Below are 14303 nucleotides of genomic sequence, written 5' to 3'. Positions count from 1 at the left end.
CCAGCCTGCATAGGCTCGAGTCCAAGGAGCAAGGTATAAGTAGAGAGCGAAGTCCGAAGGGCATCGCGCAAGCATGGGTAAGGTGATCGATCGGATCGGCCACCGGTGTTCGCGCGACGCAACTGTCGGGAGCAGCAGTCGTGCTGCGGCTTTTGCGTATAGGCGTGCGGCGTCCGCGAATCAAAGCTGCGCTCACGAACATAATCGTGAGAGGCAGGCCCGCGTCCATGCACAAGAGAAAGAAACGGCACCATTCCCGCAACCAGTCCGGCGTGACCGTCCTCGAGCGCGAAGCAAGGATCGATCTGGCTAAGCGCCCGGCCGATGGTTTCGGCGTCGCCTTTCTCGGCGCATCGGGAACGGTCACAGGGTCGCGTTATCTGGTGGACGATGGTGAAACTCAGATCGTTGTCGATTCCGGCCTGTTTCAAGGACCCAGGGATCTGCGCCGCCTTAATTGGGCGCCAATTCCACCCGAAGTCGCCGATGTCGGCCAAGTCCTGCTGACCCACGCTCATCTCGATCACTCGGGCGCGCTACCGCGCATGGCGCGCCTGGGCTGGGACGGTACCGTCCTTGCCACCCGGGCGACCGCGGCCCTGTGCGAGCTCCTTCTTCCCGACAGCGGTCATCTGCAGGAAAAGGATGCGGAGTTCGCCAACCGGCACGGCTTCTCCAGGCACCAGCCGGCGCTGCCGCTCTACACCCAGGCTGACGCGCGTCTGGCATTGCAGCTCTTCCGGCCGATCGAGTTCGGAGCGTGGCATGCAGTCACGGACGGCATCAGGGTGCGCTATCATCGCGCCGGCCACATCCTCGGCGCGGCGTCGATCGAGATCGACTGGAAGGGGCGGACAATCCTCTTCTCAGGCGACATCGGCCGTTACGGCGATTCGGTGATGAAAGATCCCGAGCCGCCCGCGCGCGCCGACTATGTCCTGGTGGAATCGACCTATGGCGATCGGCGCCACGAGCAGGTCGATCCGACAAAGACGCTTGGAGATCATGTCGAACGATGCGTCGAGAGAGGAGGGACGGTGGTGATCCCGGCCTTCGCCGTGGGACGGGTCCAGTCGCTTCTCTATCATTTCTCGCGTCTGCGCGCGCAGGGACGCCTCCGCGACATCCCGATCTTCCTCGACAGCCCGATGGCGATCAACGCGAGCGGGCTGATGTGCGATTTCATGGACGAGCATCGCCTGGCCCGCGCCGAGTGCGAAGCGGCGTGCAGCGTCGCGCACTATGTGCGCGAAGTGGAGGAATCCAAGGAACTCACCGCCAACCCCGCCCCAAAGGTCATCATCTCGGCCAGCGGAATGGCAACGGGCGGCCGCGTGCTCCACCATCTCAAGCGCTTCGCGCCGGATGGGAAGAACCTCATCCTCTTCTCGGGCTTCCAGGCGGCGGGCACCCGCGGCGCCGCCATGATCGGCGGCGCCCGGACGATCAAGATCCACGGCGAGTATATCCCGGTCGAAGCCGAGGTCGCCAACCTGACGATGCTCTCGGCGCATGCCGACAGCGACGAGCTCATGCGCTGGCTCGGCTCGCTGCACGAGGCCCCGCGCCACGTCTATGTCACCCATGGCGAGCCGACCGGCGCCCACGTCCTGGCGAAGCGTGTCTCGGAGGAACTGGGCTGGGCATGCAGCGTACCGGCGCTGGGTAGCTGGGGCATGCTCGCGTGAAGCCCGGGATCATCGAGAACGCCGAAGCAGAGTCTGTCGCGACGACGCTGCGGGCACGCCGCATCGGCCTGTCGGGTGCCGGTAGCGATCTGATTGCGGTCATGCGCCACGACTGTCCCGTCTGCCGCTCGGAAGGTCTTGCGTCCCGCGCGCAGGTCGCGCTGCGCGCCGGCGGGCGGGAAATCGTCGTCTCGCTGCTGCACAGTTCCGCGGAGGCTCCAGCGCCCGGCGAGATCGGCCTCTCGGAATCCGCATGGCAGCGGCTCGGCGTCAGCGAGGGCGATCCGGTCGAGATCGCGCACGCCCAGCCTCTCGCCTCGCTCGCCGAAGTGCGTCGGCGTATCTATGGCAATCGTCTCAGTGACGGGGCTTTTTCAGCGATCATCACCGACATCGCCGAGCGACGCTATAGCGATGTCCATCTCTCGGCATTCGTCACGGCCTGCTCGGCGGTCCCGCTCGATACGGACGAAACGATCAGCCTGACCAGGGCGATGGTCGATGTCGGCGAGCGATTGCAGTGGCCCGGAACGGTCATCGTCGACAAGCATAGCGTCGGTGGATTGCCGGGCAATCGCACCACGCCGATCATCGTCTCGATCATGGCCGCGGAGGGCCTGATCATGCCCAAGACATCGTCGCGGGCGATCACCTCGCCGGCCGGCACGGCGGACACGATGGAGGTGCTGGCACCTGTCGACCTCGACGTTTCCGCAATCCGCAAGGTGGTCGAGCGCGAAGGCGGCTGCATCGCCTGGGGCGGCGCCGTCAATCTCAGCCCTGCCGACGACGTGATCATCGGCGTGGAGCGCGTGCTCGATATCGATGCCGTCGGGCAGATGGTCGCCTCGGTGCTGTCCAAGAAAGTCGCGGCCGGTGCGACCCATCTGGTCATCGACATCCCGGTCGGGCCGACCGCCAAGGTCCGCGGAGCCGCTGCCGCCGACACCCTCGAGCGCGCGCTGAGCTCGGTCGCCCAAGCCTTCGGGCTTCGCACGCGCGTGATGCGCGGCCCCGGCGCGGAGCCGATCGGACGGGGCATCGGTCCGGCGCTCGAGGCGCAGGATATCCTTGCCGTGCTCCAGGGGCAGCCTGGCGCCGAGGATCTCGCCCACCGGGCCTGCGAGCTGGCGGGAGGACTGCTTGAGCTCGCGGACGCGGCCCCGGCCGGCGAAGGCTATGCGCGTGCGCGGGCGTGCCTCGAAAGCGGCCGGGCCTGGGCCAAGTTCCAACGTATCTGCGAAGCGCAGGGCGGCATGCGGGCTCCACCGGTCGCCCGGTTCCAACAGGATATGATCGCTCCCTATAGCGGCCGCCTGGTGAGTATCGACAATCGCAAGCTCGCGACGGTCGCGAAGCTTGCCGGCGCGCCGATGGCCAAGGCCGCCGGCGTCGCGCTGCAGTGTCGGCTGAACCAGATGGTGGATGCCGGGGCTCCCTTGAGCACCATTCATGCCGAGAGCCCGGGCGAGCTCGATTATGCGGCGGCCTATGCGGTGAGCGACGGGCCGATCTTCGGGATTGAAGCGCTATGAACCGTCCCGTGCTGTTCGCGCTGTCTGGCAGCGAGGCCCTGGCACAGCCGCTATCCGCCGCACTCGATGCAGAGGTCGGCACGATCGAGCATCGTCAGTTTCCCGACGGGGAAACCTATCTCAGGGTCGTAAGCGACATCAGCGACCGCGACGTCATCCTGCTGTGCAGTCTCGATCATCCGGACGCCAAGCTGTTGCCGCTGCTGTTCGCAGCCGACACCGCGCGCGATCTGGGCGCTCGCAGGATCGGGCTCGTCGCCCCCTACCTCGCTTACATGCGCCAGGACATTCGCTTCCATGCCGGCGAGGCGGTGACGTCGCGAACCTTTGCCGCGATCCTGTCCCGCCATCTCGACTGGCTGGTGACGGTCGATCCGCATCTCCACCGCTATCATGCGTTGTCGGAAATCTACCGCATCCCGACCCAGGTTGTTCATGCTGCGCGGCTTCTGGCCTCGTGGATCAAGCGCAATGTCGCTCGTCCGCTGATCATCGGTCCGGACCTGGAAAGCGAACAGTGGGTCTCGCAGGTGGCGGCCGATGCCGATGCTCCGTTTCTCGTGTGCGAGAAAATCCGGTCCGGCGACCGTGACGTCACCATCTCGATTCCGAATGCCCCAGCGTTTCTCGATCGCCAGCCGGTGCTGGTCGACGATATCGCCTCATCCGGCCGGACCCTCGCCGAGGCGGCGCGCCAGCTGGTCGGCATGGGGTTCGCGCGACCGGATTGCGTGGTCGTGCATCCGCTTTTCGCCGGCGATGCAGCGCAAGTCCTGGGTGGGCTCGTCGAGAGGATCGTGAGCACGAACGCTGTTGCGCATACCTCTAATGATATCGACGTGATGCCGGCGATTGCGGAGGCCGTTCGTCACGGAATTTGAACGGTGCGCTGCGCGTCAGTTCTTCAGTACTCAATGCTCAATGCACGATGAAAACGAACGCCCGGCAAACGCCGGGCGCATTCCCATCCATTGACCCTACACGAGCCCGAACCAATCTTCCGGGAACTTCGCTTTCGGAGAAAGTCGCGGCAGGAAAGGAGGATATGTCATGTCGCACACACGCTCTTTCCTTGATCCCTTCATCGTTGCTCGGACCCGCAGCTTGAGCCCGAAGTGAAGCCCGCCATCCTTGCATCCTGGGCGTCCGATCGCTCCGCCGTCGAGGGCCAACCGGCCCTCCGTCGCCCGCCAGCATCCCGGTGCCGGTCGACGATGTGATGGCAGCGCTGCGCTGGCTCGATCGCGCTGAGCGCGGCGCGGGCCTGGCATCCTTGGTTCGTCAGGAACAACCCGGTATCGGTGCCATCCTCGCCGGGAATATCGAAACTGCGACACGGAAGGCGGGCGATCTCTGCGATGATCAGCCTTCGATCTCAAAACCCTATGATCACCGGTTCGTGCTGAATCGGATTCGCCGTGCCGTAGCGGCGCGCGAGCGGAGCTGCGATCCGCCCCGGACATCGGCGTTACGGCGCGCTGCTGACACAGAATAGCGATTATCAGCTTCTTGCCATGACAACATGACGCGTCGAGCTTAGGAGCAACCAGCGCGCTCATCCCCCAAGAGGCGTGCCCACTCCCGGCGGCAGCGTCTTGCGGCGCCTTGCCGCCGGGAGACCAGAGGGAGCGCCGCCCCGTTCGCAAGAGCGGTCATCTCGCAAAGTTCGGCACATGATGCCGGGTCGCTTACCCCCCTCTCGCCGAGCACCTGCCTTGCCTGTTGTGATGCGGCGGTATTTCGGCCTTGACCTTGGACCATGGTCCTACCCGTAGAAGGTCTCCCCTTTGAAGCTGTGCCCGCTGGGGTGCGCAGCAATGCCAACACGTCCGGGGGGCCATGGAGAGCAAGCGCGTCGTTCATGTCATTGATGACGAAGAAACAATCAGGAAAGCTGTAGGATTCACATTAAGGACAGCGGGATTTGCCGTCGAGACCTATGGCTCGGGAGTCGACTTTCTGAAAATTGCAGATGAAGCTGAAAGAGGTAGCATCGTTCTCGACATGCACATGCCGGACATGAACGGTCTACAGGTTCAGGCAGCGCTGACGCAGATGGATATAAGCATGCCAGTCGTGATGCTGACCGGCAACGGAGACATTGCGCTTGCTGTCCAAGCGATGAAGGCGGGTGCTGTCGATTTCCTGGCCAAACCTATCGAACGGGCGCTGCTGCTCGATGCGACAGACCGAGCGTTCGCGCGCATCGACACGGCGGAGGGGCGCGCTCTCGAAGAAGCCGAGGCATGCCGACAGGTCGATCTACTGACACCGCGCGAACGGGATGTTCTCGAAGGCCTTGCGCAAGGCCTTCCGAACAAGACCATCGCCTATGATCTGGGCATTTCTTCACGGACGGTCGAAGTCCATCGCGCGAGCATCATGTCCAAGCTTGGAGTCCGTACCCTTTCCGAAACCTTGCGGATCGCCTTTGCGGCTGGAATGGGAAGGCCGCTGTAGGTAAAGGCGGCCAGGGCTGCTGCGGTTGAATCTCTGCGTGTCACCTGATGGCGCGGACATAGTGCCTGCCGGGATGCATCGACGTTGTTCATCAGCTTTTGGCGGAATTTTCGTGAGCCCAGGCGAAGGGTCGCGCTTGATTGCTATCGCGAAAGGAGATGAAACTCTTCCAACAGCTGGGCGATCTCTGTGCCTTCAAGCTTCTTCATCAACAGCTTGCGCAGGAAGGACGGGCCGGGAATGTCGATCCCTTTGCCATCCCTGAGCGGCCCGATTGTGGCCAGAAGCGTGCGGATATCATAGGTTGAGTTGAACACTTCCGGCACGCCGCGTTCGACCTTCATCAGCGTGTAGACGGCCTCCATCGGCGTGCGCACCGAATATTCCGTCGTGAAGATACAATCACGCTGCTTCGACTCGGCAAACTGGCCGACAAAGGCGAAGTTGACCGCGCCCTCGGGCACCACGTCCGGCCGGTCGCCGGCCTGGCGCGGCATGAAGAAGGCGGTGATGTAGGGCATCATCACCGGCACGGTCGTCGCCCCCGTCGCGGCGAGCCCAGGAATATCCTCGACCGGCACGCCGAGATGATAGAGCCATTCTTGCGTGATCTCCTCGCCCGTACAGTCCTGCATCGGCTTCTTCACATAGTCGCCGGGTCGGTCGACGAACAAGGCATAGAACCAGGCGACGATCTGGTCCTTCGGCTGCTTCCTGAAGTGGGGTTGCCGGCTCACCGTCCAGCTCAGCAGCCAGCTCGAGTCCTTGACCGTGATGATGCCGCCGGTCACCACCGTGCCGCTGAACGGATCGCGCCTGGCGATCTTGCGAATGTACGCCGGAATGCGCGCGTCGAGCGTGGTGATGGTCGCCGACGCCCATTTGGTTTCCGGGATATGGGATCCAAACACGTCGGGACGACCAAAGGCCGGGTCCTTGGCCGCGATCCGGCGCCACAGGTCCCAGGCCGGCGCCGGCCCCTCATTCAGCCTGGCCGGTGTATGATGATCGCCATTGTCGGAATTCTCGGTCAGCGATCCGATGGTGATGAAGACGAGGTCGTCGGCGCCGAGATCGACGCCGCCTTCGACCCCGTTTTCGATCCAGGCAATCCGGGTCGCCTGTTTGCGGCCGGGCCGGATGTCGAAATCGACGTCGGTGACCTCGACGCCGTAGCGAAACCTGACGCCGCGATCCTGCAGCCAGTTGACCAGCGGCAGGACCATCGATTCATATTGATTGTAGCGGTTGAACTTGAGTGAGGAGAAATCCGCCAGACTGCCGATATGGTGGATGAAGCGATGGAGATAGAGCTTCATCTCAAGCGCGGAATGCCACTCCTCGAAGGCGAACATGGTGCGCCAGTAGAGCCAGAAGTTGCTCCTGAGGAAATCATCGCCGAAGACTTCGTTGATCCGCTTGTTCTCCATCTCCTCCCGCGTCGCGAGGAAGACGGAGATCAGATCTCTTCGCGCGCGATCGCTGAGTGTCAGCAAAGCCTTGTCAGGCACATCCTGGCCCTGGTTCTGCGTGACGCGCTGCAGCGAAAAATTCGGATCGTCCTTGTTGAGCCGGTAGAATTCGTCGAGCACACTCGCATCCTCGATCTCCAGCGAAGGGATCGAGCGATAGAGATCCCAGAGGCATTCGAAATGCTCCTCCATCTCGCGCCCTCCGCGGATGACGAACCCCTTTTCGGGGACGTCGAGGCCGTCGAGCGCGCCGCCGGGAACATGTAGCTCCTCAAGGATGGTAATACGCTCGCCGGCGACGCCGCCGTCGCGGATCAGGAACGCCGCGCCCGCTAGTCCCGCAAGACCCGAGCCGACGAACCAGGCCGTCTTCCTGTCAGCGCCCTCAGGTTTGCGGGGGCGCACGAAAGCTTCGTAGTTTCCGCTACTATAGTGCATGGCGAACTCCCTCTTCGATCCCGACGACAATGGCGGTTCTGCGGTTTCTTGCTGAACAGCAGAAGTGCCTGCCCTGCATTCATTCTCGCCGATGTCGCCCGCCGCTCAGTTCGACGACTTCACTGGTGATCTGATCCTGACGCGTGAGGCGCTCCTCGAGGCGCAGGGCCTCGCCCTTGCGATCGATGTGGCTGCGGGCGGTCGCCATGGTGCGCAGCCGTGCCTCATTCTCGGCGACGAACGTCTCGACCGCAGCCGCGCAGATCTGGGCGAAGACATATTCCGCGGTCAGGTCGCCGATAAGGTCCGCCGCGTTGATATTGACGAGCGGCGGCAAATCCGCCGTGGACGCGGGGAAAGTGTCGAGGTCGAGCGGCAGGAGGCTCGCGCGCACGATCGAGACGCCCTTGCCGCTGCTCCAGACCGGATAAGCCATGGTGATGGGCACCGCGCCGGTCTCGTCCAGATAGTCGTACAGCGCGTCGATGATGCTTGTCGCGAGTGCGGGCAGCGCATCGGCCTTGCTCGGCATGCTCGCGCTCCATGCGATGCGCAGACCGCGCTCGGTCGCAAGCGTGGCCGTGCGCGCGCCAATCAGAAGAATATGCCTGTCCTGCATGTCGGCCGCGGCGCCGTCGAGCAGCTGCTCCGGAAAGGCCCCGGCAAAGCCTTGCTCCGCACCGAACAGGATAAGGCCGCCTCTCGCACCACCGACCGCCCGCGCCGGAAAACGCGCCAGTGGCTCGTCAAGGCGGCGCGCCTGGCCAATGGCGGTGCGGGCGGTCTCCGCATAACGTCGCACCGCGGGCAGCAGCGCGCGCGCCTGCTGCGCCCGCTGCGCGGCGATGCCCTGCATGGCGTTGACCACCGCACCGAGCTGGCGGACGGTCTCGATCCGGTGGCCGATCTCGGCGAGGCGATCGCTCATGATGCAGAACCGGCCGGCTGGCTTTCGATCAGCGCTTTCACCGTCGTTATCAGAGCGGACCGCTGCGCGGTGTCGATCTGTCCAGTCCGCTCGATCTGCGCGCATAGATCGGGGACGTGATCGTCGATCCAGGCGGGCAGCCGCGCGCGGAGCGACGGTATCTCCGAGACCACCATGCCATCGAGCAACCCTTCGCCGAGCGCCACGGCCAGCGCCACCTGGTCGACGACCCGTAGGGGACTCGACAGCGGTTGCACGAGCAAGGCGCGCAAGCGCTTGCCCCGTTCGATCTGGGCGCGGACACGCGGCTCGGGCTGCTCGCCGAAGCGGGTGAACATCTCGAGCTCGAGGAACTGCGCATAGTCGAGGCGCATGGTCCCGCTCGCGTCGCGCAGGACGCGAAGCTGCGTCTTGCCGCCGACCCGGCTCACGCTCGTGCCCACGTCGATGGCGGGCTTGTGCCCCTGCGCGAACAGCTTCGCGTCGAGAATGATCTGACCGTCGGTGATCGAGATCAGATTTGTCGGAATATAGGCGCTGACGTTGCCGGCATCGGTCTCCGCGATCGGCAGAGCTGTGAGCGAACCGCCCCCCTTCTCCGTCGAGAGACGCGCCGCACGTTCGAGCAGGCGGGAATGGAGGAAGAAGACGTCGCCTGGATAGGCCTCGCGCCCGGGCGGCTGTCCGATCAGCAGGGCGATCTCGCGATGGGTCGCGGCATGCTTGGTGAGATCGTCGAGCACCACCACCGCATGGCCGCCACCATCCCGAAAATACTCGGCCATCGTGAAGCCCGCGAACGGCGCGATCCATTGCAGCCCCGGCGCCGCGGCGGGGCTCGCCACGACGAAGATGGTGCGATCCGGCGCGCCATGCCGCCGCACCTGATCGACCACGCGCGCGACCGCCGAGCTTTTCTGGCCGATCGCGACATAGACGCAGATCATGTCGCTGGTGCGCTGGTTGATGATCGTGTCGACCGCGAGCGCCGTCTTGCCGGTGGCGCGGTCACCGAGAATGAGTTCGCGCTGCCCCCGGCCGATGGCGAACATCGCATCGATTGCGAGCGTGCCGGTCTGCACCGGCTGGACGACGAGGTCGCGTTCGATGATCGCCGGCGCCGGCCGTTCGACAGGATCGAAGCGCCTGGCCCGGATCGGCGCGCCCCCATCGAGCGGACGGCCGAGCGGATCGACGACTCGGCCAAGCAATGCCTCGCCAACCGGCACGCGCACCACCTCGCCCGAGCCGGTTACGGTGTCTCCTGCCTCCACCTGTGCGGCATCGTCGAGCAGCACGCAGCCAATCCGGTCCCGGTCGAGCGTGTGGACGAATCCGGTCTGGCCCCGGGCGAGATAGAGCAATTCGTCGAGGCGCGAGTCCGGAAGGCCCGAGACCATGGCAACGCCGTCGCCGATCGATTCCACCCGGCCAATTGCATCGACACGCGGCCCGAGATTGGCGCGCGCGATGCAGCTCTGGGCCTGCGTCAGCCAGTCTTCAGGCGATCCGGGCATGATTGTCCTCATTGAGGCTCTCCACCATGGCGTCGAGATCGGCGCGCCAGCTGTTGCGCACGACGGCGTGGGGCGTGCGAAGCTCCGCGCCGGCGATGAGATCTGGATCGACCGCGAAGATCGGGGTCGCGGTATCCGGCAGGATTTCGCCAAGCGCGCGCGCTACCTGCGTCTGCAGATCGGCCGTCAGCGGCGCGGGCGTCGCGACGGTGACGGGCCCGGCGGCCGCCAGGCTGAGGCGATCCGCCTCGGAAAGGTCCCCGAGCCGCGCCTTGAGCGCGTCGACCATGGCCTGCACCGTCTGCTCGGGCGGGAGACGAGCGAGCAACGTGCCTGCCATCGAGGCGGCGAGGCTCGCTGCCTTTTCCCGCCACTGCGCCGCCACCCGCCCGCGTTCGGCATCGATCGCCGCATGGCCTTGCTCGACGACGGCGTCCGCCTCGAGCCTGGCCTGCGCGAGGAGGCGCTGGCGCTCCGCTTCGGCCTCGGTCCGGATCTCGGCGCGGCGAGCCGCCGCATCCGCGACGAAGCCGTCATTCTGCGTCTTGAGCGCCTGCGCTTCGGCCTGTGCCCGGTCCTTTGCCTCCCGCGCTTCGTCGAGCAGCGCCTGGGCCGATGCCTGGCGGGCAGCGATGGCATCCATCACCGGACGGAACAGGAAGCGTCCGAGCAGCCACACGAGGATGAGGACATTGACCGCCTGCAGCGCGAGCGTCCACCAGTCGATCCGCATGTCAGGCGAACGGGTTGGCGAAGAGCAGCAGCAGCGCGATCACGAGGCAGTAGATCGCCATCGTCTCGATCATCGCGAGGCCCACGAACAGCGTGCGCGAGATGGTGTTGGCGGCTTCGGGCTGGCGCGCGATCGCGTCCATCGCGGCGGCGACGGCCCTGCCCTGCCCGAGCGCCGGGGCGATTGCGCCGATCGAGATCGCGAAAGCGGCGCCGAGGATGCTGGCGAGATGGATCCAGTTCATGCGGGGGACTCCTGTTTGGATGGCGGGCGGGCGCCGTTCTCGCTGATAGCGCTGCCGATAAAGACCATGGCGAGCGCGCCGAAAATGTAGGCCTGGACCGCGCCGGTCAGCATTTCGAGCGCCATCAGCGGGATCGGGACGAGCAGCCCGGCCAGGCTCAGCACGACGCCGATCATGAAGACACCGCTCATGACGTTGCCGAACAGGCGCACCATCAGCGAGAAGCTGCGGGTGAAGAGCTCGACGATATTGAGCGGGGCGAGCAGGATCGAGGGGCGCGCGAAGGTCGCGAGATAGGCCCTGGGCCCGAGCGCGCGGACGCCGAACCAGAGCGTCGCGCCGAAGACGATCAGCGCCAGCGCCGCGTCGGTTTCGAGGGTCGCGGTCGGCGGCTCGACGCCGGGGATCAGCGACGACCAGTTGGCGACCAGCAGGAACAGGAACAGCGTGCCGATCAGCGGCAAATAACGCCGCGGCTCCGCCTCCATCGTCTCGCGGATCTGGCCGGCGACGGTCTCGACGACCAGCTCGAGCGCCGCTTGGGCTCGGGTTGGGCGTAACGCAAGGCGGCGGGTCAGCAGCCAGCTTCCGATTGTAAGGACGGCCATGATGCCCCAGGTCGTGGCGACCGGCTGGCTGATCGGCACCGGACCGATCGCGAACAGCACATGGCTTTCAAGTGGTGACGCGAATATCATCGGGCGCCTCCGAGCCGGTGGAGCATGATCTGGCGCCCGCCCATGAAGCCGGTTGTTGCGGCAAGAAGCGCCGGCCACCCTTGCCGGCTGGCGATGACAAGAACCAGAATAGTGACGGCGAGGCGCCCGAGCCTGAACAGGATCGCGCGCGATGCCGGGCCGCCATGGGTGACGAGGTCGGCTTCTCTGGCGATGGCCGCGAAATGGGCGAGGCCGACCGCAAATCCGAGGGCCAGGAACAGGATGGGGGAGAGCTGGCTCATTGCCGGTGCATCCAGCGCCAGCCCGACCAGCAGCCGAGGGCGAGCCCGACGAGCAGGAGCGGCGCGGTCCAGAAGATGCCGCTATCCAGCCGGTGGTCGAGCCAGCGGCCGATCGCGAGACCGACCAGCGCGGGCAGGACGATCTGCCAGCCGAGCACGCCGATCTGGCCGAGATTGCGGGCGACGGAAGGAAGCCGCTGCGCAAGCCGCCGCCGTTCCGCGCGGGTCCGGATGGCTTCGACGATCGGCTGCTCGGGCTTGTCCGTGCTCACAGGCCGATCTCCTGGCCACCACCCTGCAGGGCCTCGACCATATGGCGGATCGCCTGCATCCTGAGCTTCGCCGACGCGGTCCGTTCGGATCGTTCGCCCTCGTCGCGCTCGCGGTAGCGCGCGAGCACGTCATGCTCGAGCGTTCCAAGGTCATCGCCGACATGGCCTTCGCGCGTCGCGACCGCGACCTCCGTGCCGTGGCTCACGGTCAGAATGCCGTTGCGCACCGCGCAATAGCCGGGAGCGCCATCGGGGCCGCGCCAGGAGACGATCGAGACGCCAAGCGCGGTCAGGAAATCGGCATGGCCCGACAGGATGCCGAAACTGCCGCTGGCATCCTCGGCGCGAACCGACGCGACATCGGCGTCGACGAGGATCGCGGTCGGATCGGTGATGCGCAGCTTCATGCGCCCTGCCCCACGCGAGAGCGTGCCTCTTCAATATCGCCCACCATGTAGAAGGCGCTTTCGGGCCAGTCGTCGGTCTCGCCCGACAGGATGGCCGCGACGCCCTTCAGGGTATCAGCCAGCGCCACCGAGCGGCCGGCCTGTCCGGTGAAGGCCTGGGTCACCATGAAAGGCTGGGTCAGGAAGCGCTGGAGCCGCCGCGCCCTGCCGACGATCAGCCGGTCTTCGCGGCCCAGTTCCTCGATGCCGAGCAGCGAGATGATGTCCTGGAGCTCGCGATAATGCGCGATCGTCTCGCGGGCCTGCTGGGCGAGCGCGTAATGATGATCGCCCACGACCTGCGGATCGAGCAGGATCGACGAGGACCCCAAGGGATCCACCGCGGGATAGATGCCTTCGGCCGCCATGGCGCGCGAGAGCAGAATGGAACTGTCGAGATGGGCGGAGATGGCGGTGACTGCCGGGTCGGTGAAATCGTCGGCGGGCACATAGACCGCCTCGATCGCGGTCACCGCAGCCCCATGCACAGAGGCGATGCGCTCCTGCAGCGCGGCCACCTCGCTGGCCAGCGTCGGTTGATAGCCGACGCGCGAAGGCATGCGTCCAAGCAGGCCCGACACCTCGCTGCCGGCCTGGACGAAGCGGAACACATTATCCATGAGCAGCAGGACGTTGCGCTTCTGCTCGTCGCGGAAATGTTCGGCGATGGTGAGCGCGGTCAGCCCGACCCGCCAGCGCGCGCCCGGCGGCTCGTTCATCTGCCCGAAAACGAGCACGGTCTTGTCGATCACACCCGAGCCGCGCATGTCGGTGAGCAGCTCATGGCCCTCGCGCGATCGCTCGCCGATGCCCGCGAACACTGAGACACCCTCGTAGCGGGCGACCATCGCGTTGATGAGTTCCATCACCAGCACGGTCTTGCCCACCCCCGCGCCCCCGAACATGGCGGCCTTGCCGCCCTGGGCAAGCGGTGCGAGCAGATCGATGACCTTGATGCCGGTCTCGAACATCGCCGTCGCCGCGCTCTGCTCGTCGAGCGGTGGGGGTGCGCGATGGATCGGCCTCAATGGCACATCCGGTCCGAGCGGCGCGCCGCCGTCCCCCACCTGCCCGGTCGGCGTAAGGAGCCGCCCAAGAACCTTGTCTCCGACCGGAACCGCGATGGGTGCGCCCAAGGCCACCACGCCGACATTGCGCGCCAGACCGGAGGTCGGCTGAAGCGCGACGGCGCGGACGGTCCGATCATCAATATGGCTCTGCACTTCCGCGACCAGCGGGCCTGACGCCGCATCGATGCGCAGTGCTTCATTGACTGCGGGCAGCGGCCCTTCGTCGAACTCGACATCGAGGACGGGACCGCGGAGCGCCGCAATCCGGCCGAGCCTGGCTATGGACGGTATCACGCCCATGCCGGTTGCCGGGTCAGACCATAATCATGCCCGACCGTGCCGCGATCATGACGGGACGGGTAGAAGTCGCTGCCCGCGGGCACGACATGGACGACAAGCCAAAAGTGCATTGGCTGAGCGTCGCAGGCAAGCCGCAGATTCGGCATACGTAGAGTTACCGATTCTCTCTGATTCAGCCTCGCCGAATATCGGCGGCGCGACGCGATGAGCCTCAGGCCAGGGCTGCATGCCCGATACGC

Annotated in this window: 14 protein-coding genes and 1 pseudogene; 5 read left to right on the top strand and 10 right to left on the bottom strand. The window is 65.6% G+C overall.

Annotated elements, in window-relative coordinates; translation table 11 throughout:
• Nucleotides 1-227: 227 nt before the first annotated feature.
• The 5 genes and pseudogenes from L8F96_RS13075 to L8F96_RS13055 all read left to right on the top strand — a co-directional run bounded on the left by L8F96_RS13075 (nt 228) and on the right by L8F96_RS13055 (nt 5683).
• Nucleotides 228-1688: an MBL fold metallo-hydrolase RNA specificity domain-containing protein gene (locus L8F96_RS13075; RefSeq protein WP_177179228.1), complete on the top strand. Its 1461-nt coding sequence runs from the start codon at nt 228-230 to the stop codon at nt 1686-1688.
• Nucleotides 1685-3223, top strand: a complete 1539-nt coding sequence (locus L8F96_RS13070) for a thymidine phosphorylase family protein (RefSeq protein ID WP_030541610.1) — start codon at nt 1685-1687, stop codon at nt 3221-3223. Before L8F96_RS13075 ends, L8F96_RS13070 begins: the two co-directional genes overlap by 4 nt.
• Before the next feature lie 8 nt (nt 3224-3231).
• Nucleotides 3232-4104, top strand: coding sequence for a ribose-phosphate pyrophosphokinase (locus L8F96_RS13065; protein ID WP_231621895.1), 873 nt, complete (start codon nt 3232-3234; stop codon nt 4102-4104).
• Between the two features lie 169 nt (nt 4105-4273).
• Nucleotides 4274-4469, top strand: a pseudogene (locus L8F96_RS18605) (hypothetical protein); the annotation flags it as partial.
• 593 nt (nt 4470-5062) lie between these two features.
• Nucleotides 5063-5683, top strand: a complete 621-nt coding sequence (locus L8F96_RS13055) for a response regulator transcription factor (protein ID WP_046408700.1) — start codon at nt 5063-5065, stop codon at nt 5681-5683.
• A gap of 143 nt (nt 5684-5826) precedes the next feature.
• On the opposite strand, the gene L8F96_RS13050 is transcribed toward L8F96_RS13055, so the two are convergent.
• From L8F96_RS13050 to atpD, 10 genes are all read right to left on the bottom strand, one after another.
• Entirely contained in the window at nt 5827-7593 is a 1767-nt protein-coding gene (locus L8F96_RS13050; RefSeq protein ID WP_030541613.1) for an oleate hydratase, read from the bottom strand.
• Nucleotides 7594-7672: 79 nt separating this feature from the next.
• Nucleotides 7673-8521: a F0F1 ATP synthase subunit gamma gene (locus L8F96_RS13045; protein ID WP_046408699.1), complete on the bottom strand. Its 849-nt coding sequence runs from the start codon at nt 8519-8521 to the stop codon at nt 7673-7675.
• Nucleotides 8518-10050, bottom strand: coding sequence for a F0F1 ATP synthase subunit alpha (locus L8F96_RS13040; protein ID WP_338124157.1), 1533 nt, complete (start codon nt 10048-10050; stop codon nt 8518-8520). Before L8F96_RS13040 ends, L8F96_RS13045 begins: the two co-directional genes overlap by 4 nt.
• Nucleotides 10022-10771 (bottom strand): F0F1 ATP synthase subunit B family protein, encoded by a 750-nt coding sequence (locus tag L8F96_RS13035; protein ID WP_030541616.1) that lies wholly within the window; start codon nt 10769-10771, stop codon nt 10022-10024. The genes L8F96_RS13040 and L8F96_RS13035 overlap by 29 nt, the downstream gene beginning before the upstream one ends.
• Nucleotide 10772: 1 nt before the next feature.
• Nucleotides 10773-11015: a F0F1 ATP synthase subunit C gene (locus L8F96_RS13030; protein WP_046408697.1), complete on the bottom strand. Its 243-nt coding sequence runs from the start codon at nt 11013-11015 to the stop codon at nt 10773-10775.
• Nucleotides 11012-11683 carry a F0F1 ATP synthase subunit A gene (locus tag L8F96_RS13025; RefSeq protein WP_231621894.1) on the bottom strand — a complete coding sequence of 224 codons (672 nt, stop codon included), beginning with the start codon at nt 11681-11683 and terminating at the stop codon, nt 11012-11014. Before L8F96_RS13025 ends, L8F96_RS13030 begins: the two co-directional genes overlap by 4 nt.
• Nucleotides 11684-11709: 26 nt before the next feature.
• Nucleotides 11710-11976, bottom strand: a complete 267-nt coding sequence (locus L8F96_RS13020) for an ATP synthase subunit I (protein ID WP_334656257.1) — start codon at nt 11974-11976, stop codon at nt 11710-11712.
• The gene (locus L8F96_RS13015) at nt 11973-12248 is read right to left on the bottom strand and encodes an AtpZ/AtpI family protein (protein WP_030541619.1); all 276 of its coding nucleotides are present in this window, start codon (nt 12246-12248) and stop codon (nt 11973-11975) included. Before L8F96_RS13015 ends, L8F96_RS13020 begins: the two co-directional genes overlap by 4 nt.
• On the bottom strand, nt 12245-12655 hold the full coding sequence (locus L8F96_RS13010; RefSeq protein WP_334656255.1) for a F0F1 ATP synthase subunit epsilon: 411 nt from the start codon (nt 12653-12655) through the stop codon (nt 12245-12247). The genes L8F96_RS13015 and L8F96_RS13010 overlap by 4 nt, the downstream gene beginning before the upstream one ends.
• Nucleotides 12652-14064, bottom strand: coding sequence for a F0F1 ATP synthase subunit beta (gene atpD / locus L8F96_RS13005; RefSeq protein WP_046408695.1), 1413 nt, complete (start codon nt 14062-14064; stop codon nt 12652-12654). The genes L8F96_RS13010 and atpD overlap by 4 nt, the downstream gene beginning before the upstream one ends.
• Nucleotides 14065-14303 lie beyond the last annotated feature (239 nt).

The sequence above is a fragment of the Sphingomonas panaciterrae genome (genome assembly GCF_036890205.1).
In the GTDB taxonomy this organism is placed as follows: domain Bacteria; phylum Pseudomonadota; class Alphaproteobacteria; order Sphingomonadales; family Sphingomonadaceae; genus Sphingomonas; species Sphingomonas panaciterrae.
This window is presented reverse-complemented; position numbering and strand designations above follow the sequence as displayed.